The following is a 21,227-nucleotide window of genomic DNA, read 5'->3' on the forward strand; positions in this document are numbered from 1 at the left end:
GAGCCTCACGGCCCATGCCCCGCATTGCTCTCCTGTCGACGTCCGACACCGACCTCCTGTGCGCCCGTGCGAGTGGAGCCGACTACGTCTGGGCGAACCCCTCGCGGCCGGGCCACACCGACATGGCCGGCGCGATCGAGGGCGCCGACATCGTCGTGGCCCGCATCCTCGGCTCGCCCCAGGACCTCTGCTCGGGCTTTGCGCGCATCCGTGAGACGGGCGTCCCGCTCGTCGTCCTCGGCGGCGAGCAGGCCCCGAACGCCTCGCTCATGGCCGAGTCGACCGCGCCCGCCGGTGTGGTCCATGAGGCGCATCGCTATCTCGCGCAGGGTGGCGCCGACAACCTGCGCGAGCTCCACGCCTTCCTCTCGGACACGTTGCTGCTCAGCGGTGACCCCTTCGAGCCGCCGATCGAGCTGCCGCGATGGGGAGCCCTCGAACGCCCGGGCGCGACCGAGGCCACCGACGCCGCCGACGCCGACCGCCCGCGCGTTGCCGTCCTGTTCTACCGCGCCCAACAGGCCGCCGGGAACACCGACTTCGCCCATGCGCTGGCCGACGCCATCGACAACGCCGGGGGAGTGGGCGTACCCGTCTACGCCACCTCGTTGCGCGATGCCCCCGAGGACCTCCTCGAGCACCTCGGCACCTATGACGCGATCGTCACCACTGTTCTCGCCGCGGGTGGCACCCGCCCCGCGACCGCGTCCGCCGGTGAGGACGACGACTCCTGGAACGTCGCCGCTCTCGCCGCTCTCGACGTCCCGATCCTCCAGGGGCTCTGCCTCACCTGGAGCCGCGAGGAGTGGGCACAGTCCGACGACGGCATGTCCCCGCTCGACGTCGCGACCCAGGTCGCCGTCCCCGAGTTCGACGGCCGCATCATCACGGTCGCGTTCTCGTTCAAGGAGACCGACTCCGATGGCCTGCCGCACTATGTCGCCGATCCAGAGCGCTGCGCCCGCGTCGCCGGTATCGCCGTTGGCCACGCCCGGCTGCGCCACACGCCCCCGGCTGAACGCAAGATCGCGATCCTCCTGTCGGCCTATCCGACGAAACACTCCCGTATCGGCAACGCCGTCGGCCTCGACACCCCGGTGTCGACGATCCGCCTGCTGCGCGCGATGCGCGAGGCGGGCTACGACCTCGGCGAGCGCGGCGGCATACCCGGCCTTGACGATGTGGAACCGCGCGACGGCGAAGCCCTCGACACCACGGCCGGCAACGCCCTCGTCCACGCCCTCATCGCCGCCGGCGGCCAGGACCCCGAGTGGCTGACCGATGGTCAGCTCACCGAGCACCACGTGCGCATTCCAAGCAGCCGGTATGCCGGGTGGTTCGCTTCCCTTCCGGCTGACCTTCGCGAGGGGATGACGGAGGCGTGGGGCGAGGCTCCAGGCGAGTTGTTCGTCGACTCCTCGGGCGTGAGCGAGGGTGGCGAACCCGAAATCGTCTCTGCCGCACTGCAATCCGGCAACATCGTGCTGCTCGTGCAGCCGCCGCGCGGGTTCGGTGAGAACCCCATCGCGATCTATCACGACCCCGATCTGGCGCCGACCCACCACTACATCGCGACCTATCGGTGGATCGAGGAGGAGTTCGGCGCGCACGCCGTCGTGCACATGGGCAAGCACGGCAACCTCGAATGGCTGCCGGGCAAGAACTTGGCCCTGTCCGCCGGCTGCGGCAGCGACGCGGCACTGGGTTCGGTGCCGCTCATCTACCCGTTCCTCGTCAACGACCCTGGCGAGGGCACGCAGGCCAAGCGCCGCGCGCACGCGACGATCGTCGACCACCTCGTGCCGCCGATGGCGCGGGCCGAGTCCTATGGCGACATCGCCCGGCTCGAGCAGCTGCTCGACGAGTACGGCAACGTCGCAGCGATGGATCCGGCCAAGGCGCCGGCGCTCCAGGGTGAGATCTGGACGCTGCTCCAGGCCGCCAAGCTCGACCAGGACCTCGGTCTGATCGAGCGGCCCGACGAGGCAGGCTTCGACAAGCTCGTCGGCGAGATCGACTACTGGCTCTGCGCGGTCAAGGACGTCCAGATCCGCGATGGGCTCCACGTCCTCGGCGAGGCGCCCAGTGGCGAGGGGCTCGACAACCTCGTCCTCGCGATCCTGCGTGCCGGACAGGTCTTCGGTGGCCAGCAGGACGGCATACCGGGTCTGCGAACGGCACTGGGGCTCGAGGCCACGGGTGCGTCGACGAGCGAGACGGATGCTGCCGAGGAGACCGCACGCAACCTCGTGACCGCACTCTCCCAGCGCCATTGGGACGTGTCGGCTGTCCCCGAGATCGTCGTCGCCGAACTCGGTGCGGCACACGCCGGCGTCGAGGCTTCCTTGCGATTCGCGTGCGAGGAGGTCGTGCCGCGACTGGCCGGAACCACGGGGGAGATCCCGATGGTGCTCCACGCCCTCGACGGCGGCTACGTCCCGGCGGGTCCCTCGGGCTCGCCGCTGCGTGGACTCGTCAACGTGCTGCCCACGGGCCGCAACTTCTACTCGGTCGACCCCAAGGCGATCCCGTCACGCCTCGCCTACGAGACGGGCGTCGCGATGGCCGACTCGCTGCTGCAGCGCTACCTCGACGACGAGGGTGAGCTGCCGCGCTCGGTCGGTCTCTCGGCGTGGGGCACGTCGGCGATGCGCACCTCCGGTGACGACATCGGCGAGATCCTCGCCTTCCTCGGCGTGATGCCGGTGTGGGACGAACAGTCCCGTCGCGTCATCGGGCTCGAGGCGATCTCGTTGACCGAGCTCGGCCGTCCTCGCATCGACGTCACCGTGCGCATCTCCGGCTTCTTCCGCGACGCGTTCCCGCACGTCATCAACCTCATCGACGACGCGGTGGCACTCGTCGTGGGCCTCGACGAGCCGCTCGACCAGAACTTCCCCAAGGCACACGCCACCGCTGACACGCGCGAGCACGGTGACGAGCGCCGTTCTCGCACACGCGTTTTCGGTTCCAAGCCCGGGTCCTACGGCGCCGGCATACTCCAGGTCGTCGAGTCGGGCACCTGGCGGGACGACAAGGACCTCGCCGAGGTCTACACAGCCTGGGGCGGCTTCGCCTACGGTCGTGACCTCGACGGTGCACCTGCCCGCGACGACATGGAGCGCAACTACACCCGTATCCAGGTCGCGGCCAAGAACATCGACAACACCGAGTCCGACATCCTCGACTCGGACGACTACTTCCAGTACCACGGCGGCATGGTCGCGACGGTGCGTGCGCTGACGGGCACCGACCCGAAGGCCTACGTCGGTGACTCCACCACCCCGTCGAGCGTCCGCACGCGCACCCTCCAGGAGGAGACGAACCGCATCTTCCGCGCCCGCGTCGTCAACCCGCGATGGATGGCGGCGATGCAGCGCCACGGCTACAAGGGTGCGTTCGAACTCGCGGCAACTGTCGACTATCTCTTCGGGTTCGATGCGACCGCGGGTGTCGTCCCTGACTGGATGTATGACCGGATCGCGCACGACTACGTCCTCGACAAGACCAACCAGGACTTCATGCGCCATGCCAACCCGTGGGCGCTGCGAGGCATCGTCGAGAAGCTGTCCGAGGCGGCCGATCGCGGCCTGTGGGAGGAGCCGGACCCCGAGGTGATGGACCAGATGCGTCAGGTCTACCTCGACGTCGAAGGCGACCTCGAGGAGTGAGCGAGCCCCAGCAGGGCCGGGCGGCGACGTCGTGGCCGCGCCCCACCCCGGTGATCGGTGACGCGACGAGCGCCCGGGAGCGCGCCGCCGACCCGTCGGGCTGGGCGTTCGAGCCCGACGTCATCGCGAACCTCGACGAAGTCATCGCTGGTCGTCGCGACATTCGCCGATTCCGCCCCGACGCCGTCCCGCAGGCCCTGCTCACCGAAGTGCTCACCGCCGGCCACCAGGCGCCCTCTGTTGGCCACTCCCAGCCGTGGCGGTTCATCGTCGTGAGCGATCCCGCGATCCGCGACCGGGCCGCCCACCTCGCCGACCGAGCGCGCCTCGACCAGGCCGCGCTTCTCACCAACGACCGCGCGGCCCGCATGCTCGACCTCAAGCTCGAAGGCTTGCGCGAGGCGCCCGTCGGCATCGTCGTGGTCTGTGACCGACGCACCCCGGCGAGCGGCGTCCTCGGACGAGCGACCTTCCCCGACGCCGACCTCTGGTCGTGTGCCTGCGCCATCGAGAACATGTGGCTCGCCGCGCGGGCACGCGGACTCGGCATGGGCTGGGTGACCCTCTTCGATCCCGCCGAACTGGCCGCCCTCCTCGCGTTGCCCGAGGGCGTTGTCCCCATGGGCTGGATGTGCCTCGGCTGGCCCGACGAACGCCCGCCCTCACCAGGCCTGGAGCGAGCCGCCTGGTCGAAGCGGATGCCCTTGGACGACATCGTCATGCACGACCGCTGGACCAATGAGGACGCCGAGGCACCGGTCTCGCACCTCGACCGCCTGCCCCAGCAGTCGCTCGTCTCAGCCACCGACGACGCCGACGGACTCCTCGCGCCGCCCGAGTCGCTCGGCGTCCTCGACCGCGTCGTGAGCCGCGTCGAAGCATTGGGACGAGGGCGTATGCCGCTCGGCGGCACCTTGGTTCTCGCTGGCGCCAGCCACCCGGTCGCGGCGCATGGCGTGAGCGCCTATCCCGAGACAGTCACCCGTGACGTCCTCGAGGCCGCAGTCTCGGGAGTGGCTGCGGGTGCGGTGAGCGCCCGCTCGGCGGGACTCGGCCTCGTCGTGGTCGACGCCGGCGCCACCGCTGGAACTCCCGTCCCGGGCGCCGTCGACGCCCACCCGCTCGACCCTCTGGGTGACCTCGTCAACGCGGATGCGTTGTCTCGTGCTGATGCCGACCGTCTCGTGCTCTTGGGTGTGCAGATCGGCGAACGTGCCGCAGCGACAGGGCTCGTCGCGCTCGGCGAGGTCGGCATCGGGAACACGACCGTGGCTGCTGCCCTCGCCTGTGTCGTGACCGGGCTGGGGCCTCGCGAAGCGGTTGGTGTCGGTGCAGGGGCCGACACCGACATCGTCGAGCGCAAGCGTGCCGCCGTGGAGCAGGCCCTCGCCAGGGTTGGTTCCCGTGCGGACGACTGGCGCAAGAACCCTGCCGACCTCATCGCGGCTCTGGGCGGCGCAGAGATCGCGGTCCTCACTGGTGTGGTGCTCGGTGCCGCGGGCGCTGGTGCCCCGGTGATCCTCGACGGCCTCGCCGGTTCGTTGCCGGGAATTCTCGCCGTGGCGTTCGACCGGGGCGTGCAGGCGCACCTCATCGCCGGGCAGCAGAGCCGCGAACGCGCTCACGGCGACGTCCTCAGGCTCCTCGGCCTCGAACCCCTCGTCGTCCTGCGTCTGCGCTCCGGTGAAGGCGTCGGCGCCACGCTCGCGGCCGCCCTCATCCTCCAAGGGCTGCGCATCAGGCGAGAAGTGGCCCGCACCCACCCGTGAGTCCGACTTCGTGCCCCAAACGGACATGAGGACGGCGGGGCGCGGCAGCGCGGAGTTGTCCGTGCGGGGCACGAAGTCGCGCTGGAGTTGCCTCGCACTTCGTGCCCCAAACGGACATGAGGACGGCGGGGCGCGGCAGCGCGGAGTTGTCCGTGCGGGGCCCGAAGTCGACCAATGGCGGTGAATCATCGCTAGGGTCCTGAACATGGACATGCTCAGGGGCGAGCAGATCGCCGAGGCCAAACTGACCGATTGGCGCAAACTGGCACAGGGACTGCATGCGCGCTACCTCATCGACGACTTTGCTGCCGGTGCGAGGTTCGTCGCTGCGGTGGGCGAGGTGGGCGACTCAGCCGGACACCACCCCAGCGTGTCGATCGGCCATGGCCACGTCGATCTCAAGCTCATCACCGACGACGCCATCTACCGCGACGAAGACGGCACCGAATACGTCGTCGCCTGGCCGACCCAGCAGGACGTCGACCTCGCTCGACGGATCACCGAGGTCGCCGCCGAGCACCAGCTCAGGGCCGACCCAACCTCGGTCAGCGTCGTCGAGCTCGGCCTCGACACAGCCCAGTCCGGGACCATCGCCCCGGTGTGGGCCGCCCTGATGACAGGGAACGCCGAGTCCCAGGGCCACGGGTCTCCCGGCGACGAGATCCGGGACGCCACGGGACGGGTTCCCAATCTGTGGTTCGGGGACGCGGACGAGCAGGACCCTGCGCGCCAGAAGTTTCACGTCGAGGTCTATGTGCCGGCCCAAGTGGCCGAGCAACGCATCGCCGCCGCCGTCGCTGCGGGTGGGACGATCGTGGACGACAGCAACGCGCCCGGACTCACCGTGATCGCCGATCAGGACGGCAACAGGGGCGTCCTGTGCGTCGCGGAGTCTCCTGCGACCTAGGCCAGCGACGGGGGAGTGAGTGCGTAGGTGTCCATCACCCAACCGTGCTCGTCACGCAGCTGAGTGCGCAACTCAACCAGCTCGTCGATGACGTCGGCCAACGGCCCAACGCGCAGAACCTGTTGTGGCAGACCGAGATACGCGCCCCAGTGGATCGTGAGCTCCGGACCGCGCTCCACCAGCTCACGACACCGCAGTGCCCCATCGAGCATCACGACGACAGTCCCCAACTCGGGTGACCACTCGCCGAGCAGCCGCCGTCCGGTCGTGATGTGCACGGGCTGTCCGATCCCGTTGAGGACGATGCCGTGCTCGGCCGCGAGGACCTGGATCGCCGACAGCCCGGCGATGACCTGGGTCCGCAGCGGCAGCCGCCGCGCCACCGCGTCGACGATGCGAATGGTGCTGTCGTAGAAGGCCGGATCGCCCCACACGAGGAAGCCCACAGTCTCGCCCGTGGGCAGACTTTCGATGATCTCGGCATAGCGGTCCGCGCGGGCTGCGTGCCACGCGTCGACACCCGTCCGGTATGCCGTCCTGTCCCGTTCCGCGTCCGGCCCGCGTTCCGGGTCAGTCACCGTGACGATGCGATAGGTCCCGTCGTCGAGGAACTCCTCGCAGATGAGGCGACGGACGGCGACGAGCTCGTCCTTGACCTCGCCCTTGTCCGCCACGAGGAAGACATCACACTCACGGAGCGCCGCGATGGCCTGCCCGGTGACATGGGCGGGGGAGCCGGTGCCGATACCGATGACACGGACTTCACGCGGGTTGCTCTCTGCTGCAGCGGTGCTCATCGGGTCATCTCCAAAAGCAGCTGGTGGTCGAGGTGCTCGTCGACGGCGTCGGCGAGGGCATCGATCATGGCCTCGCGCCGTTCCGCGAACCCGAGGGCGGCCACGTCCGGTCGCCAGGCTGAATCAGCCGCCGCCGCAACCTCGGTGAGCCACGCGCGCCGGAAGTCGTCGCACTCGAGGGTGCCGTGCCAGATCGTGCCCCACACCGAGCCTTCGACAGTGCCGCCGGGGAACGCTCGGTCGTCCGACACGACCCCGTGGTGGATCTCGTAGCCCTCAACGGCATGGCCGCGCCACTCGCCACTCGGCCGCGCCAGCACCTTCTCGGGCCGGAACGTCACCGTCGTGGGCAGCAGAGCCAAACCGGCTACGCGCCCACCGTGCTCACTCTCCACCGGGTCGTCGATCCACTGAGCCAACATCTCGTAGCCACCACAGATCCCGAGCACCGGTCGTCCGCGCGACGCACGCCACCCGACGACGTCGGCCAACCCGCTCGACCGCAACCACTCCAGGTCGCTCACCGTGGCGCGCGACCCCGGCAGCACGAGAAGGTCCGCCTCACGGCATACATCAGGGTCTGTCGTCACGCGCACATCGACGCCCGGTTCGGCGGCCAGAGCGTCAACGTCAGTGGCGTTGGAGGTCCGCGGAAGGCGCACCACGGCCACCGACAGCCGGTTGCCCGACGTGTCCGTCGAGGGCCGCCAGCGGCCGATCGACAGGGCGTCCTCGGAGTCCAGCCACACGTCCTCGAGCCACGGGAGGACGCCGGCACACGGCATACCCGTTCGCTCGGTCACCACGTCGAGACCGGGAGTCAGCACCGACTGGTCGCCGCGGAACTTGTTGATGACATAGGCGCGCAGCAACGGTCGGTCGGCGTCATCCACCAGAGCCCACGTGCCGAACAACGCTGCCAAGGCACCGCCGCGGTCGATGTCGGCCACGATGAGAGCAGGCAACGAAAAGCGCTGTGCCAGACCCAGATTCACATAGTCGCCGGACCGGAGGTTGACCTCGGCCGGCGACCCTGCCCCTTCGGCCACCACGAGGTCGACCGAGCCTGACAGTTCCTGAAAGGCCTCAAAGGCCGCCTCGGCCAGGTGTCGTCGACCGGTCGCGTACTCGCCAGCCACCAACTGCCCTGCGGGCTTCCCGCGCACGACCACGAACGCGCGACGGTCACTCCCCGGTTTGAGCAGCACGGGATTGTGGACCGACGTGGGCTCAACCCGAGCAGCCCGGGCCTGGAGGTACTGCGCCCGCCCGATCTCGGACCCGTCGCGGCAGACCATCGAGTTGTTCGACATGTTCTGCGCCTTGAACGGCGCGACCCGGATGCCCTGACGGGCCCACAGGCGGCACAGGGCCGTGACGACGAGAGACTTCCCCGCATCGGAGCTCGTCCCCGTCACCAACAGTCCCGACACCTGGCGGATTCTACGCAGCCCTAGAGTTGCGGCGTGCCTCCGTTCCACGTCCGCCACCTCCACCTCGTCCGCCACGGACAGTCCACCTGGAACGTCGAGGGCCGCCTCCAGGGGCAGACCGCCCACCCCGAGCTCACGGACCTCGGTCGCGCGCAGGCCCAGTCCGCCGCAGACCTGCTTGCCGAGCGCGTCACCGGCACGGTCGCGGTCGTGTCGAGCGACCTCGTGCGGGCCCGGCAGACGGCGGACGTCATCGCGAGGACCCTCGGCGTGCGGGTCGTGGACGACCCGGACCTGCGGGAGCAGTCCGTCGGCGACCTCGAGGGGCTGCTCACCAGCGCTCTCGAGGCGACGCCCGACACCGATGATGGCCGTCACGTCAGCGAGGTGAAGTGGGGCGGTGGAGAGAGCCTCGAGGACGTCCACCGACGGCTGGCCGCCCCGATCGCCCGAGCCCTCACCGCTTCACACGACCACGTCGTCTGGGTCACCCACGGCATCACGGCGTGCGTGGCGCTCGCCCGACTCGCTGGCCGCTCGCACCGGGACGTCGAGTGGGACCCGATCGTCAACGGCGCCGTCGTCTCGACGAGTCTCAGCCGACCCTGACTGCGGCCAACCTCACCGGCTCCTCAGGACCGCTCCACAGCCAGCGCACAGGAGTGACCTCGACAGTCATCTCATGACGATGACCACACCGCGCATCCACCGGGCCGCGCCGAACGACCCGGCCCCGGCGGCCCGCCGGATGCCCGCTCCCGTGCCCCGCTGGTGGCGCGACGCGTCGGGGGTGGCGCTGTGGGCACTGCTCGTCGCGGTGACCGCCCTCTGGGTCGCCCACGGCGGCATCCAGGACCTCGGCTCTCTCGGCGACGGACTCATCTCGCTCGGCCGCCTCACCGGGCTCATCGCCTCGGCCCTGCTCCTCGTCCAGGTGCTCCTCATGGCCCGCATCCCGTGGTTCGAACAGGCCTGGGGCCAGGACGAGCTCGCGCGCACCCACCGCCTCGTCGGCTTCACGTCGTTCAACCTCATGCTCGGGCACATCGGCCTCATCGTGCTCGGCTATGCGGCCTCCTCGTCGCTCGGTCTCTGGGGCACGACCTGGGACCTCGTCGTCAACTACCCGGGAGTGCTGCTCTCCGTGGCGGGGACCGCGGCCCTGGTCATGGTCGTCGTCACGTCGATCAAGAAGGCGCGCGCCCGCCTGCGTTACGAGTCGTGGCACCTCATCCACCTCTACGGCTACCTCGGGGCCGGTCTCGCCCTGCCGCACCAGCTCTGGACGGGACAGGACTTCACGGCGTCAACCGTCGCGACGTGGTTCTGGTGGACCCTGTATGCCGTCGCCGCAGCTTCCGTCCTCGTCTTCCGGTTCGCAGTCCCGCTCGAGCGTTCGTGGCGAGCACCATTGCGCGTCACCGAGGTTCGTCGCGACTCAGTCGATGTCACAACGGTGACGGTCGCGGGTCCGGGGGCCTCGCGACTCGCCGCCCACGGAGGGCAGTTCTTCCAGTGGCGTTTCCTCGATGGGCCGGGTTGGACCCGAGCCCACCCCTACTCCCTGTCGGCCGCACCGGACGGGACGACTTTGCGCTTCACGGCTGCCCACGTGGGCGACGGCACCCACCGGCTCGCCAGCCTGAGACCGGGGACACGCGTCCTCGTGGAGGGTCCCTACGGACGGCTGCACCAAGGTGTGCGCACGCGCCGCAAGGTCCTGCTCATGGCCTCCGGGATCGGCATCACCCCGATGCGGGCGCTGCTCGAGGATCTCCAGCAGACCCCGGGCGATGTCACCCTCCTTCACCGCGTCCACGACGTCGACTCGGCGGTGCTCTCCGACGAGGTGGCCGGTCTTGCGGCCGCACGGGGAGCGCGCTACCTCGTCATCGACGGGGCGCGGATCCCCGACCGGGCCACCTGGCTTCCGATGTCGGCTTCCCACCTCACCGACGCCGACGCCCTGCGCCACCTCGTGCCGGACGTCCACGACCACGACGTCTACGTCTGCGGTGGAGCCGGCTGGATGGACGCCGCCCACAGCGCCCTCACCTCCGCCGGTGTGCCCGCCGAGAACATCCACCTCGAACGCTTCACGTACTGACACCCTCCTCCCGACCCACCCGCACGGAGTTCCAATGCGCCGCATCACCCTCTGGCTCGCCAGCACGGCGACGATGCTCGTCCTGCTCTTCAGCTATCACACGTCCACCTCGTCCGGCACGACGACGAGCCTCAGTGCACCAGCGAACGACGGCACCGTCGCTGCGGCCGGCTCGTCCTCGTCGGGCACGACGTCCTCGAGTTCGAAGACCTGGACCGGTGACGCCGCGTCGACCCGCTTCGGCGACGTCCAGGTCCAGATCACCGTCGCGGACGGCAAGATCACGGCCGCGACGGTCACCGAGGTTCCCTGGCAGGACCACCGCGACCAGGAGATCAACTCGCGCGCCGTCCCGATCCTCACCGACGAGACCGTCTCGGCGCAGAGCGCCGGCATCGACATGGTGTCCGGCGCGACCTTCACCTCGCAGGGCTACGTCGAATCCCTCCAGTCCGCGCTCGACCAGGCGGGCCTGTGAACACCGCCGAGATCTCGGTTCGCACGGCGAGCCGTCGACGGGTCTTCGTCCGCCAGATCATGGGTATGCCGGTGAGCATCCACGTGCGTGCCTTCGACCCGGGACGCCCGGAGATCGAAACCGCTGCGGGCCGCGTCTTTGCCCACCTCGATCGCGTTGACCGCGTGCTGAGCACCTGGCGAGCGGACAGCGACCTCCTTCGTCTCCAGCACGGCGAGCTCGATGTCGACAGCGCCCACCCATGGCTGGCCGAGGTCACGGAGCTCTGCCTCGAGGCCGAGGACCGCACCGCTGGCCTCTTCCGGGCCTGGCGTTCACGTGACGGTGGTCGTCCCACGTTCGATCCCACGGGACTGGTCAAGGGCTGGGCGGTGTCCAACGCGGCAGCCCACCTCGAGACCGTTCCCGAGATCGGTTTCAGCATCGGGGCAGGAGGCGACATCGTCGTCGGCACCGGCCGCGGCATGCTGCACTCAGAACCCGTGTGGCGGATCGGCATCGAGAACCCGCGTGACCGCAGCGAGGTGGCTGAGATCGTGACCCTCACTCGGGGAGCCATCGCCACCTCCGGGTCCGCGGCCAGGGGAGCGCACATCGTCGATCCGCTCACGGGACAGGGCATCTCGCGATCCGGTTCAGCCACAGTTAGTGGCCCCGAACTCCTGTGGGCCGATGTCTGGGCCACCGCCGCCTTCGTCGACTCGACGACAACGGAACGTCTGCTGGAAGCCCGCGACCCGGCATACCGGCTGCTCGTTCTCTGACGCACAGTGTGTTGGGATGGGCGCATGCTGCCCTTCCGTCAGGTCGATGTCTTCAGCTCCGAGCCGTGGCTCGGCAACCCGCTCGCCGTGGTCCATGACGCCGACGGGTTGAGCGACTCGCAGATGGCGGACTTCGCCCGGTGGACCAACCTGTCCGAGACGACGTTCCTCAGCGCGCCGACGGATCCTGGCGCCGACTACAAGGTGCGCATCTGGACCGTCGGCGGTGAGCTGCCCTTCGCCGGGCACCCCACGATCGGCAGCGCCCACGCCTGGCTCGAGGCCGGGGGAGCGCCGCGCGGCGACGCCGTCATCCAGGAGTGCGGCGCAGGGCTCGTCACCGTGCGTCGCGCACCACGACTCGGATTCGCCGCACCGCCCATGACTCGCTCGGGTGCGGTCGACGCGGAGTTGAGGGCCCGCATCGTCCGTGCGCTGGCCATCGACGAGTCCGCCGTCGTCGACATGGCCTGGGCCGACAACGGACCCGGCTGGGTCGGCGTCGACCTCGGTTCGGCTCAAGCCGTCATCGACGTGGTCCCCGACATCGCCGCCTTCGCCGACCTCAAGGTCACTGTCATCGGCCGCCACGACAACGCCCGCGCGACCGAGTTCGGCGCCGATGTGGAGGTTCGCGCCTTCTATGCCGATGGCCGTGACTTCGGGGAGGACCCGGTCACCGGCAGCGCGAATGCCGCTCTCGCCCAGTGGCTCATCGGTACGGGCGCCGTGCCTGACAGCTACGTCGCGCGCCAGGGGTCGGTCATCGGCCGCGACGGGCGTGTCCACATCGAGGCGGCCGACGGCGAGGTCTGGGTCTCCGGCGATGCCGTGACCCGCATCGAGGGCAGCGTCGACCTCTAGACCAGGGCGCTGTCGTGGCGCGCTGCCAAGGCCGACTCGGCGGCCAGCTCCACCCCGCTGGCCGGGTCACGACCCAGGAGTCCGGCCAGGTCTGGTCCGTGCTCGGCCAGGAAGCCGTGCCGGATGGACGTGGCGATGCTGGCAAGCATGGGCGCCTGGAAGGGCAGGAGCCCGGATGACGCGAGCAGCCGCTCACGATAGACGCCCAGGGACAGGTCCTTGACGGGTGCCTCGAGGCGGCGAGCGACATCCTCGACCGTGAACGGAGGACCGGTCAGCTCATAGGTGAGGGCGTCGTGGCGGGTCGGGTCGAGGGCGACCCGGGCGGTGGCGCGGGCGAGGTCGTCCCGCGTGGGTGCGGCGACAAAGCCCTGTGCGAAGGGCGACTCGAGAACACCTCCCTGCCAGGACAGCAGCGCGCCGACGAGCTCCGCATACAGGCCGTTGCGCATCACGGTCCGGCCCAGTCCGCTGCTCCGCAGCAGCTCCTCGGTGGCGCGGTGCGCCAGGGCGAATCCAAGGTGGTCGCCGGCACCGACCAGGCTCGTGTAGACCACGTGCCCGACGCCATCACGGTGAGCCGCATCGAGGACGGCCGCGTGCCGACGAAGGACCACGTCGTCCTCGGCATACCCGGCAGAGACGAGGACCAGCGTGCCGACACCGCTCAGGTTGATGGTCGCCGGCGCGTCAAAGTCCATGACGCGGCCACCGCCTGTCGAGCTTCGACTGGCCTCGGCGACGTCGGCCCCCGCGGTGCGCAGGTGGGTGACGATCCGACTCGCGAGTTGGCCGCTGGCGCCGGTGACAAGGATCATGAGTTCTCCAGACGTGGTTCTCTTCGGTGACCGCTCTGGTCACCGACCCGATCCTCAGCCCTACGCGTGGACGCCACAAGGAGGCACTTTCATGTCAGCGACGAACACCGATGTGACCCTGCAGGTCACAGACGGGGCCGCCCTGTTGGACCCGTGCGGGCGCGGCGAGCACCCGGACTGCGGGATCCGCGACGTCCTGGATCGTGTTGGGGACAAGTGGTCGGTTCTCGTCGTCGTCGAGCTCGCCTCCGGACCGAGGCGCTTCAGGGAGCTGCAGCGTGCGATCGACGGGATCTCTCAGCGCATGCTCACGCTCACCGTGCGGCGGCTCGAACGAGACGGGCTTGTCCTACGGACCGTGTATCCCACCGTTCCGGCCCAGGTGGACTACCGCCTCACCGCGACCGGAACGAGCCTGACCCACCTCGTGAAGGCCTTGGCCGACTGGTCCCTGGCGCATCGCAGCAGCATCGCATCGGCTCGCGCCGAGTACGACGCCCGCCCCCCGGCTCAGGGCTGAGACTCGCGTCCCAGCGCTTCTGCGAGCTCTTCGACGTCGGTCACGGGTGCGTCGCAGACGAACCCACGGCACACGTATGCCGTCGGCTTCCCTGCCCTGAGCGGGCGCGCCTCGAGCAGGGGCTGGCCGGGGGCGCCCGGGGCGCCGCGGGCGATGACCAGCCCGGGTGATGCACTGGCCCGGGCCGTCGCGAGCAAGGCCTCGGCAGTGGGTCCGTCGCCGACGATGGCCACCTGCAGCGGCCCGACCACGGACGCCTCGGCCACGGCGAGGGCCCAGCCAGCGAAGCGCGGATCACGGGCGGCCAGAGTGCCGACGTTCGACAACGCGTCGTCAGACGCCTCGCGGTGACGGGTGGAACCGGTGAGCGCCGAATACGCCAGCCAGGCACCGGCGAGGGACGAGACGCCTGAGGGTTCGGCGTTGTCGGCCTGGCTGCGCGGGCGGGTGAAGAGCTGCTCGGCGTCGTCCGCGGTGTCGTGGACCACGCCGTCGGTGTCACGGAAGTGGGTGAGCGCGACGTCGAGGACCGTGCCGGCCTGCGCCAGCCAGCGGGGGTCTCCCGTTGCCTGGTGCAGGGCGAGCAGCCCCTCGGCGAGGTTGCCGTGGTCATCGGCGACACCTGCGGCAGCGCCCACGACGCCGTCTCGTGAGGCCCTGCGCAGCCGTCCGTCGACCACGTGGGTGGCGACGACGAACTCCGCACACCGCACAGCGGCCTCGACGAAGTCAGGTCGTTCGAGGAGGACGCCGGCGTCCGCGAGACCTGCGATGGCCAGGCCGTTCCAGGAGGTGACGACCTTGTCGTCGCGGGTCGGTTGCGCGCGCCCGCGACGGGCGTCGAGCAGACGGGTTCGGACTCCCGACCACCACACCGCGTCCTTCGGGTCGGCCCGCAGCTGGAGCGTCGAGGCGCCGTGCTCGAAGGTGCCCTCGGTGGTCACGGACAGGAGCTCGGCCGCACGAGCTCCATCCTCGAACCCGAGCACCTCGACCAGCTGCATCGGCGTCCACGCGTAGGTGGCGCCCTCGATACTTACACCGTCGATGACCGTGTCGGCGTCAAGGGCCGACGCGAACCCGCCCTCCGAAGTGCCGAGGTCGCGGATGATGAACTCCGCTGTCTCACAGGCGATCCGTTGGGCCAGCGGATCGCCGGTGGAGCGCCACAGGTGCGTGTAGACCCGCAGGAGCTGGGTGTTGTCGTAGAGCATCTTCTCGAAGTGAGGAACAACCCAGTCGGCGTCCACGGCATACCGCGCGAAGCCGCCAGCGAGCTGGTCGCAGATGCCACCGCGGGCCATCGCGTCGCAGGTTCGTCGCGCCATCGCCAGGGCGTCGGCGTCGCCCGTGCGGGCATGGTGACGGATCAGGAACTCGAGCACCATCGACGGTGGGAACTTCGGTGCCCCGCCGAACCCGCCACGCGCCGGGTCGTAGGTCTGCCGCAGGTTCGTCACCGCGCCTGCGAGCGCTTCGGGCGTGATCGACGTCGTCGCTGCGGGTGCCGTCAGCTCGCGCAGCTGCCCCGCGATGTGCGCCCCGGAAGCGAGCACGTCGGAGCGTTGCTCGGTCCACACCTTCGTCACGTTGGCGAGCAGGGCGAGGAACTGCTGACGGGGAAAGTAGGTCCCGGCGAAGAACGGGTCTCCGTCGGGGGTGAGGACGCAGGTCATGGGCCAACCGCCGTGGCCTGTCAGCGCGGTCGTGGCATTCATGTAGACCGCGTCGACGTCGGGACGTTCCTCGCGATCCACCTTCACCGCAACGAAATTCGCGTTGACCACGTCGGCGACACCGACGTCCTCGAACGACTCGTGAGCCATGACGTGGCACCAGTGGCACGCGGCATACCCGACGGACAACAGGACGGGCACGTCACGGCGACGGGCCTCCGCGAACGCGTCGGGACCCCACTCCCGCCAGTCGACCGGGTTGTCGGCGTGCTGGAGGAGGTAGGGCGAGGTGGACTGCGCGAGCCGATTGGCCATTCCCATGACTCCTGACGATCGGAACGTGCAGCCCAGCCTAGGAGGGACGTCGAGACAGGGCCCCTGTGAGGTCAGACCTGCGGGTTCGAGAGCTGGGGATAGAGCGACTCGATGGGTCCGGCCAGACCAGCCTTCACCTGCACCGAGAGATCGTCGGCGAGCACTTCGAACACACACGCGGCGACACCGTCGTAGGCCTTCCGCACGATGTCGGCTGGGTCGTTCTTCGTGACGTCCAGCCCTGCCGTCATGGGGGTGTCGGTGTAGCCGACATGGAGGGCTGTCACGAGAGTGCCCTGCTTGGCGAGGGCCAGTCGTTGCGTGTTGGTGGCCGACCAGAGCGCCGCCTTGGTGGAGCTGTAGCCGTCACCGACGCCGATCCAGGAAAGGACCGACAGGACGTTGAGCAGGGCACCACCGCCGTTGGCGGCGAGGGCCGGGGCAAAGGCATGGGCGACGGCGAGTGGCCCGAAGAAGTTCACCTCGAACAGGTCCCGCAATGCGGGGGAGTCATGCAGGACGCTCGCGCCGTTGGCGCCGCCGGCGTTGTTGATGACCAACGTGACGTCCGAGGCGGTGGCCGCTGCTGCTGCGACGGATGCGGGGTCAGTGACATCGAGGGTGAGCGGGATGACGCGCGGGTCGTCCCACTTCCGTGGTGTGCGGGCAGTCGCGTAGACGGTTCGGGCGCCGCGGGCCAGGGCCTGCTCCACGAAGTGTGTGCCGAGCCCTCCGTTCGCACCGGTCACAAGGACGACATCGAAGATTGTGGCAGGGGTCATGGGTAGGGGCTCCTTGAGCGCGGTGGGCGAGATGCTCACGTGGGACGGTCGGATGGGTTTCAGCCAGCGAGGAACTCGGCGGCAACCGGGGCGAACCGGTCGTGGAACTGGAAGATCGCGCCGTGGCCGGAGTCGGGATAGATGATCAGCTCGCTTCCCTTGATGCGAGTGTGCAGGTCCTCGGAGAGCACCGAGGGCACCATGCGGTCGTTGTCGCCGTTGGCGATCAGCGTCGCCTGGGTGAAGGCCGACAGGTCCGAGGGGGCGGACCGGCCGAACTTCTGGATCGCCTTGAGCTGGGTCCGCAAGGCCTTGATATCGATCGGCTGGTCTCGGTCGAGGGTGCGTTCCTGGAGTCGCTCGATGAACGCCTTCGCGGCGGGCTTGCCGGTCGCGTTGCGGTTGAAGAAGAGGAACTCCTTGGGGTCCGACCGGGTCAGGGTCGCGCGGAGGATGTCCCAGTAGGTGGTGCCCACGACCTTGTCCATGTCCTTGCCGCCACGGGGACCGGTGCCCGTGAGGACGAGCCTGCGGACCAGGTCAGGGTGCTTGACGATCAGGTCCTGCGCGATCATTCCGCCCATGGAGAAGGCGAAGATGTCGATCTTCTCGAAACCGAGCGCGCTGATGAGCTCGTAGGCGTGGTCGGCGGCTTCCTCGAGCGTGTCGGGGACCTTGCCGGTCGAGGCACCGACGCCGCGCTGGTCGAAGGCGAGGACGTGTCGGTTCTTCGCGATCGGGTCGACGATGCGCGGGTCCCAGTTGTCCAACGTCGCCGCGAGGTGCACGAAGAAGACGACGGGGATGCCGCCCCTGGGGCCCAGCTCGCGGTACGCGTACGTCGTGCCGCCGACGGCGATGGCCCGACTCGGGGCCAGGGCGTATGACGTGATGACCGGCTCATTGCCGTCGAGCCCAGTCATGCGGCGTTCCCCCGCGTGACGACGACCTTGCCGTTGGCCTGGCCCTGTTCGACAAAGGCCATCGCCTCGATGGTGTCGGCGAACGGGAAGGAGCGATCCAGCACGGGTCGGAGCGTTCCGTCGTCGTAGAGCCGGGCCAACGTCTTCAGCTGCGGGCCGCTGGCCCTCATGAAGAGGAACGAGTAGCGCACGCCCAGCTTCTTGGCCCGACTGCGAACCTTGTGGCTCATGAAGGCGAGGACCGGCTTGAGGAGGGGCTGGCCGAGCTGGGTCGCGAAGGCCAGGTCGGGCGGGCCGACCACGCTGATGGCCAGTCCTCCTGGCTTGAGCACGGTCAACGACTTCTCCAGGCTGCTCAGACCCAGAGAGTCCAGCACGACGTCGTAGCCGGAGAGGACGTCGGCGAAGTCGGTGGTGGTGTAGTCGATGGCCTCGTCGGCGCCGAGGGCGCGAACCTTGTCGATGTCCTTGGTGTGCGCGGTGGTGGCGACATGTGCCCCGAGGTGTCTGGCCACCTGGATGACGGTGGAGCCGAGGCCGCCGGCGCCGGCGTGGACCAGTACCTTCTGACCTGCCTGGACACCGGCAACGTCCACGAGGGCCTGCCAGGCCGCAAGTGCGACGAGCGGGACGGCGGCCGCTTCCTCGAAGGACAGTGAGGTCGGTTTGAGGGCGACATCGTCTGCGTCGATCGCGATCGTCTCGGCGAAGGCGCCGATCCGCAGGTCGCGTGGGCGGGAGTACACCTCGTCGCCGATCGTGAAGTTCGCGACGTCGGCCCCGACCCGGGTCACGACGCCGGCGAGGTCGTGGCCGAGGACGAAGGGGGGCTTGTACCTGAGGAGCTGCTTGAACTCACCGTTGCGGACCATCTTGTCGAGCGGGTTGATGCTTGCTGCCCGCACGTCGACCAGCACGTCATGGGGACCGACATCGGGTGCGGATATCTCGGCCGCCTCCAGACCGGTGGGGCCGTACCTCGTGACAGTGAATGCCTTCATGCCGAGTCCTGATCGATGGGGGTAGCGGGCTGGAGTGGGGCGGTGGCGAGGGTCATGGCACTGGCCCGCGACGCCAACAGGATGTGCTCGGACAGCTCGCGGTCGGTCACGGCGCGGGCGGCCTGCAACGAGGCGACCAGCAGAGACAACAGGCCGACCGCGCGTGCGTTCGCTTCCTGTTCGTCGCCCGAGTCCAAGAGGCGACCAACGGCCGCCATGAGCGTGCGGACGCCGTCCGTGTAGGCGCGGCGGATGGTCTCGTCACACCGCGAGATCTCATCCAGGAGGGCCGCTGACGGACACCCGCTGGCGACGTCGTCCCGATGGGCTGGTGAGAGGTACTCGTTCACGAAGTCCCGAACCGACTCCCTTCCGGGAGGCAGAGCCGCGATCCGCGCGGTCTGCGCTGCGAGCTGAGCACCCACGACGTGGGCGATCAGGTCGTCCTTCGAAGAGAAGTGCCCGTAGAAGGCGCCATTCGTCAGACCTGCATCGGCGACCAGTGCGGAGATCCCCGAACCATCGAGGCCGTCGCTCTTGAAACGTCGTCCAGCAGTCTCGATCATCCGGCGCCGGGTCGCCTCCTTGTGGTCCGTGCCGTATCTCGCCATGTTGCGCATCTCCTCTGGGGGCCTTGCATCGAAGATAGCAGTATGGTCGTAATTCAATCAAGCCCAAGCGAAAGTGTGTGAGCCCGGGGGGCGTCAGGCTCACCCTGGCGTGGGGGCGTAAGGGCCTTCGCGCACCATGGCCCGCACATCGGCGAGGCGCAGGGTCGTCGGGTCGAGATCGGTGAGGACCCAGGTTGCGCCCGCGGCCAGCCACGGCGCAGGGTCCGTGCCGGGCGCCAGGTCGATGGCGACGTCGAAGGGGCGCGACGGGTCCTCCCGCAGACCTTTGACGCGGTCCACGGCCTCGGCCAGCTGGTCCGCGGCGGTGAGGTTGACCGGGAAGAAGCCGTCGTGAGCGGCAGCCCTGCGCAGCGGTCGCAGGTTCCCCGGGAAGCCGGCGACCCAGACGGGGATCGTGCCGCGCACCGGCCTGGGCTCGAACGTCAGGTTGTCGACGAGGTGGTGGGCGCCGCTGTGGTGGACGGGTTCGCCGGTCCACGCGGCCCGCAGGATCTCGAGGCTCTCGTCGAGCAGTTCGGCGCGGGTCCGGTCCTCGACGGGTTCGCCAGTGCGCGAGTACTCCTGCGCGAACCGGTCGCTGCCGAGACCGACCCCGAGGATGAGGCGGCCGTTGCTCAACCGGTCGAGCGACACCGTCTCGCGCGCGAGCTTCGTCGGGCGGCGCCGGGCCAGCGGACTGACCATCGGCCCGAGGGCGATCCGAGAGGTCACGGTGGCCGCGGCCGCGAGACACACCAAGGGGTCAGCCACCGCCACCACCGGTGCGCGCCAAGCGATCTGGTCCCACACGAAGAACCCATCCCACCCGGCAGCCTCAGCCTCGACTGCGAGATCTGCGATCACCCGCGGGTCGGCGAGCTCGTCGAACAGCGGTAGCCAGACGCCGGCTTTCATCGCCGCGTCCGATCCGTGTGGGCGACGAGGCCTTCGATGAACTCCGGCCAGCGCTCGGCGGGGAGGTCGTGCCCCGCGTCCTCGAGGACCAGGAGTGATGCGTGGGGGAGCGCCTCCCGAAAGGCGAGGGCATGGGGGAGGGGGAAGACCGGGTCGAGCTCGCCGTGGACGACGAGGGCCGGTGCAGCCACGTCGGCGATTCCGCCGCGGGTCGGCCCGGGGGTCTCGATGGCGAAGTGGTTGCTGGTGCTGGACACGTCACGGGTCCGGACCACGTCGAGCTGGGCCAGAGCGCGCACGTGCTCCTCGTCGAAGAGGGGCGACGTGCCCGCGTAGGTGCGGATGGCCCTGACGATGTAGTCGACCCACGCGTCATGGTCCGCGGGATCGGGGGTCTCATTGTCGATCATCTCCATGAACTCGGGCGTCGGCGGCGGGAGGCCCGGATCGCCAGGAGTCGTCGACATGAAGGTCACCGTCTCGATCCGCTCCGGGTGGTCGACAGCGAGGACGAGCGCCGTCCCACCGGACATCGACCGCCCGACGACGTGCGCCGGCTCAAGCCCCAGCGCGTCGAGGATGCCGGTCGCGTCCAGGGCCAGGTCGTTCATGTCGTATGCCGGGTGGCCGGCCGGGTCGTTCGTCGAACGTCCCGTGTCGCGCTGGTCGTAACGGATGACGAAGCGACCGGGGCTGCTGAGGCACTCACACAGCTCGGTCTCCCACCAGATCATCGATGCGGACGCACCGTGGATGAGCAGGATGGCGGGGTCACTGGGGGCGCCGAACGTCTGGACGCAGAGCTCGACGTCGCCGACCGGGATCATCGTTTCGGGGTTCATGCCCATGACGTTAGGACGGCACCGCTGTCGTGAA

Annotated in this window: 19 protein-coding genes; 9 read left to right on the forward strand and 10 right to left on the reverse strand. The window is 69.4% G+C overall.

The annotated features are described in order from the left end of the window. Window positions 1-14 precede the first annotated feature (14 nt). The 3 genes from cobN to ACFQRE_RS09375 all read left to right on the forward strand — a co-directional run bounded on the left by cobN (window position 15) and on the right by ACFQRE_RS09375 (window position 6,347). Window positions 15-3,671: a cobaltochelatase subunit CobN gene (gene cobN, locus ACFQRE_RS09365; protein WP_380121454.1), complete on the forward strand. Its 3,657-nt coding sequence runs from the start codon at window positions 15-17 to the stop codon at window positions 3,669-3,671. Then, entirely contained in the window at window positions 3,668-5,440 is a 1,773-nt protein-coding gene (gene bluB / locus ACFQRE_RS09370; protein ID WP_380121456.1) for a 5,6-dimethylbenzimidazole synthase, read from the forward strand. The genes cobN and bluB overlap by 4 nt, the downstream gene beginning before the upstream one ends. Window positions 5,441-5,645: 205 nt before the next feature. Then, a complete protein-coding gene (locus ACFQRE_RS09375) occupies window positions 5,646-6,347 on the forward strand; it encodes a 4a-hydroxytetrahydrobiopterin dehydratase (RefSeq protein ID WP_380121458.1) in 702 nt (233 codons plus the stop codon). Here ACFQRE_RS09375 and cobF read toward each other — a convergent pair. Together cobF and ACFQRE_RS09385 are read right to left on the reverse strand one after the other, a co-directional pair. After that, entirely contained in the window at window positions 6,344-7,144 is an 801-nt protein-coding gene (gene cobF / locus ACFQRE_RS09380) for a precorrin-6A synthase (deacetylating) (protein WP_380121460.1), read from the reverse strand. The two genes, ACFQRE_RS09375 and cobF, sit on opposite strands and share 4 nt — an antisense overlap. Continuing rightward, complete coding sequence (locus ACFQRE_RS09385; RefSeq protein ID WP_380121462.1) at window positions 7,141-8,577, reverse strand: cobyric acid synthase; 1,437 nt, start codon at window positions 8,575-8,577, stop codon at window positions 7,141-7,143. Before ACFQRE_RS09385 ends, cobF begins: the two co-directional genes overlap by 4 nt. A 33-nt stretch (window positions 8,578-8,610) precedes the next feature. On the opposite strand from ACFQRE_RS09385, the gene ACFQRE_RS09390 reads away from it, so the two are divergent. From ACFQRE_RS09390 to ACFQRE_RS09410, 5 genes are all read left to right on the forward strand, one after another. Then, window positions 8,611-9,186 (forward strand): histidine phosphatase family protein, encoded by a 576-nt coding sequence (locus ACFQRE_RS09390; protein ID WP_380121466.1) that lies wholly within the window; start codon window positions 8,611-8,613, stop codon window positions 9,184-9,186. Window positions 9,187-9,259: 73 nt separating this feature from the next. After that, the gene (locus ACFQRE_RS09395) at window positions 9,260-10,684 is read left to right on the forward strand and encodes a ferredoxin reductase family protein (protein WP_380121468.1); all 1,425 of its coding nucleotides are present in this window, start codon (window positions 9,260-9,262) and stop codon (window positions 10,682-10,684) included. 34 nt (window positions 10,685-10,718) lie between these two features. Then, window positions 10,719-11,162 carry an FMN-binding protein gene (locus ACFQRE_RS09400; protein WP_380121470.1) on the forward strand — a complete coding sequence of 148 codons (444 nt, stop codon included), beginning with the start codon at window positions 10,719-10,721 and terminating at the stop codon, window positions 11,160-11,162. Next, window positions 11,159-11,926, forward strand: a complete 768-nt coding sequence (locus ACFQRE_RS09405; RefSeq protein WP_380121473.1) for an FAD:protein FMN transferase — start codon at window positions 11,159-11,161, stop codon at window positions 11,924-11,926. Before ACFQRE_RS09400 ends, ACFQRE_RS09405 begins: the two co-directional genes overlap by 4 nt. A gap of 24 nt (window positions 11,927-11,950) precedes the next feature. Next, the gene (locus ACFQRE_RS09410; RefSeq protein ID WP_380121475.1) at window positions 11,951-12,790 is read left to right on the forward strand and encodes a PhzF family phenazine biosynthesis protein; all 840 of its coding nucleotides are present in this window, start codon (window positions 11,951-11,953) and stop codon (window positions 12,788-12,790) included. On the opposite strand, the gene ACFQRE_RS09415 is transcribed toward ACFQRE_RS09410, so the two are convergent. After that, window positions 12,787-13,608, reverse strand: coding sequence for an NmrA family transcriptional regulator (locus ACFQRE_RS09415; RefSeq protein WP_380121477.1), 822 nt, complete (start codon window positions 13,606-13,608; stop codon window positions 12,787-12,789). The two genes, ACFQRE_RS09410 and ACFQRE_RS09415, sit on opposite strands and share 4 nt — an antisense overlap. A 91-nt stretch (window positions 13,609-13,699) precedes the next feature. Here ACFQRE_RS09415 and ACFQRE_RS09420 point away from each other — a divergent pair, with 91 nt between their 5' ends. Then, on the forward strand, window positions 13,700-14,128 hold the full coding sequence (locus ACFQRE_RS09420) for a winged helix-turn-helix transcriptional regulator (protein ID WP_380121480.1): 429 nt from the start codon (window positions 13,700-13,702) through the stop codon (window positions 14,126-14,128). Here ACFQRE_RS09420 and ACFQRE_RS09425 read toward each other — a convergent pair. From ACFQRE_RS09425 to ACFQRE_RS09455, 7 genes are all read right to left on the reverse strand, one after another. Continuing rightward, window positions 14,119-16,119, reverse strand: coding sequence for a thioredoxin domain-containing protein (locus ACFQRE_RS09425; protein WP_380121482.1), 2,001 nt, complete (start codon window positions 16,117-16,119; stop codon window positions 14,119-14,121). The genes ACFQRE_RS09420 and ACFQRE_RS09425 overlap by 10 nt on opposite strands. A 71-nt stretch (window positions 16,120-16,190) precedes the next feature. Beyond that, window positions 16,191-16,901 (reverse strand): SDR family oxidoreductase, encoded by a 711-nt coding sequence (locus tag ACFQRE_RS09430; protein WP_380121484.1) that lies wholly within the window; start codon window positions 16,899-16,901, stop codon window positions 16,191-16,193. A gap of 59 nt (window positions 16,902-16,960) precedes the next feature. After that, on the reverse strand, window positions 16,961-17,824 hold the full coding sequence (locus ACFQRE_RS09435; protein WP_380121486.1) for an alpha/beta fold hydrolase: 864 nt from the start codon (window positions 17,822-17,824) through the stop codon (window positions 16,961-16,963). Further along, window positions 17,821-18,825, reverse strand: a complete 1,005-nt coding sequence (locus ACFQRE_RS09440; RefSeq protein ID WP_380121489.1) for an NADP-dependent oxidoreductase — start codon at window positions 18,823-18,825, stop codon at window positions 17,821-17,823. Before ACFQRE_RS09440 ends, ACFQRE_RS09435 begins: the two co-directional genes overlap by 4 nt. After that, a complete protein-coding gene (locus tag ACFQRE_RS09445; protein WP_380121491.1) occupies window positions 18,822-19,436 on the reverse strand; it encodes a TetR/AcrR family transcriptional regulator in 615 nt (204 codons plus the stop codon). The genes ACFQRE_RS09440 and ACFQRE_RS09445 overlap by 4 nt, the downstream gene beginning before the upstream one ends. Before the next feature lie 99 nt (window positions 19,437-19,535). Continuing rightward, complete coding sequence (locus ACFQRE_RS09450) at window positions 19,536-20,351, reverse strand: LLM class flavin-dependent oxidoreductase (RefSeq protein WP_380121493.1); 816 nt, start codon at window positions 20,349-20,351, stop codon at window positions 19,536-19,538. After that, window positions 20,348-21,193 (reverse strand): alpha/beta fold hydrolase, encoded by an 846-nt coding sequence (locus ACFQRE_RS09455; protein ID WP_380121495.1) that lies wholly within the window; start codon window positions 21,191-21,193, stop codon window positions 20,348-20,350. Before ACFQRE_RS09455 ends, ACFQRE_RS09450 begins: the two co-directional genes overlap by 4 nt. Window positions 21,194-21,227: the final 34 nt, after the last annotated feature.

This window comes from Knoellia pratensis, assembly GCF_042666395.1.
Lineage (GTDB): Bacteria > Actinomycetota > Actinomycetes > Actinomycetales > Dermatophilaceae > Knoellia > Knoellia pratensis.

Excerpts from the sequence above, each read along its gene's own strand:
- cobN (WP_380121454.1), top strand. The coding sequence starts at position 15 with ATGCCCCGCATTGCTCTCCTGTCGACGTCCGACACCGACCTCCTGTGC.
- ACFQRE_RS09375 (WP_380121458.1), top strand. The coding sequence starts at position 5,646 with ATGGACATGCTCAGGGGCGAGCAGATCGCCGAGGCCAAACTGACCGAT.
- cobF (WP_380121460.1), bottom strand. The coding sequence starts at position 7,144 with ATGAGCACCGCTGCAGCAGAGAGCAACCCGCGTGAAGTCCGTGTCATC.
- ACFQRE_RS09395 (WP_380121468.1), top strand. The coding sequence starts at position 9,260 with ATGACGATGACCACACCGCGCATCCACCGGGCCGCGCCGAACGACCCG.
- ACFQRE_RS09400 (WP_380121470.1), top strand. The coding sequence starts at position 10,719 with ATGCGCCGCATCACCCTCTGGCTCGCCAGCACGGCGACGATGCTCGTC.
- ACFQRE_RS09410 (WP_380121475.1), top strand. The coding sequence starts at position 11,951 with ATGCTGCCCTTCCGTCAGGTCGATGTCTTCAGCTCCGAGCCGTGGCTC.
- ACFQRE_RS09415 (WP_380121477.1), bottom strand. The coding sequence starts at position 13,608 with ATGATCCTTGTCACCGGCGCCAGCGGCCAACTCGCGAGTCGGATCGTC.
- ACFQRE_RS09420 (WP_380121480.1), top strand. The coding sequence starts at position 13,700 with ATGTCAGCGACGAACACCGATGTGACCCTGCAGGTCACAGACGGGGCC.
- ACFQRE_RS09425 (WP_380121482.1), bottom strand. The coding sequence starts at position 16,119 with ATGGCCAATCGGCTCGCGCAGTCCACCTCGCCCTACCTCCTCCAGCAC.
- ACFQRE_RS09430 (WP_380121484.1), bottom strand. The coding sequence starts at position 16,901 with ATGACCCCTGCCACAATCTTCGATGTCGTCCTTGTGACCGGTGCGAAC.
- ACFQRE_RS09435 (WP_380121486.1), bottom strand. The coding sequence starts at position 17,824 with ATGACTGGGCTCGACGGCAATGAGCCGGTCATCACGTCATACGCCCTG.
- ACFQRE_RS09440 (WP_380121489.1), bottom strand. The coding sequence starts at position 18,825 with ATGAAGGCATTCACTGTCACGAGGTACGGCCCCACCGGTCTGGAGGCG.
- ACFQRE_RS09445 (WP_380121491.1), bottom strand. The coding sequence starts at position 19,436 with ATGGCGAGATACGGCACGGACCACAAGGAGGCGACCCGGCGCCGGATG.
- ACFQRE_RS09450 (WP_380121493.1), bottom strand. The coding sequence starts at position 20,351 with ATGAAAGCCGGCGTCTGGCTACCGCTGTTCGACGAGCTCGCCGACCCG.
- ACFQRE_RS09455 (WP_380121495.1), bottom strand. The coding sequence starts at position 21,193 with ATGAACCCCGAAACGATGATCCCGGTCGGCGACGTCGAGCTCTGCGTC.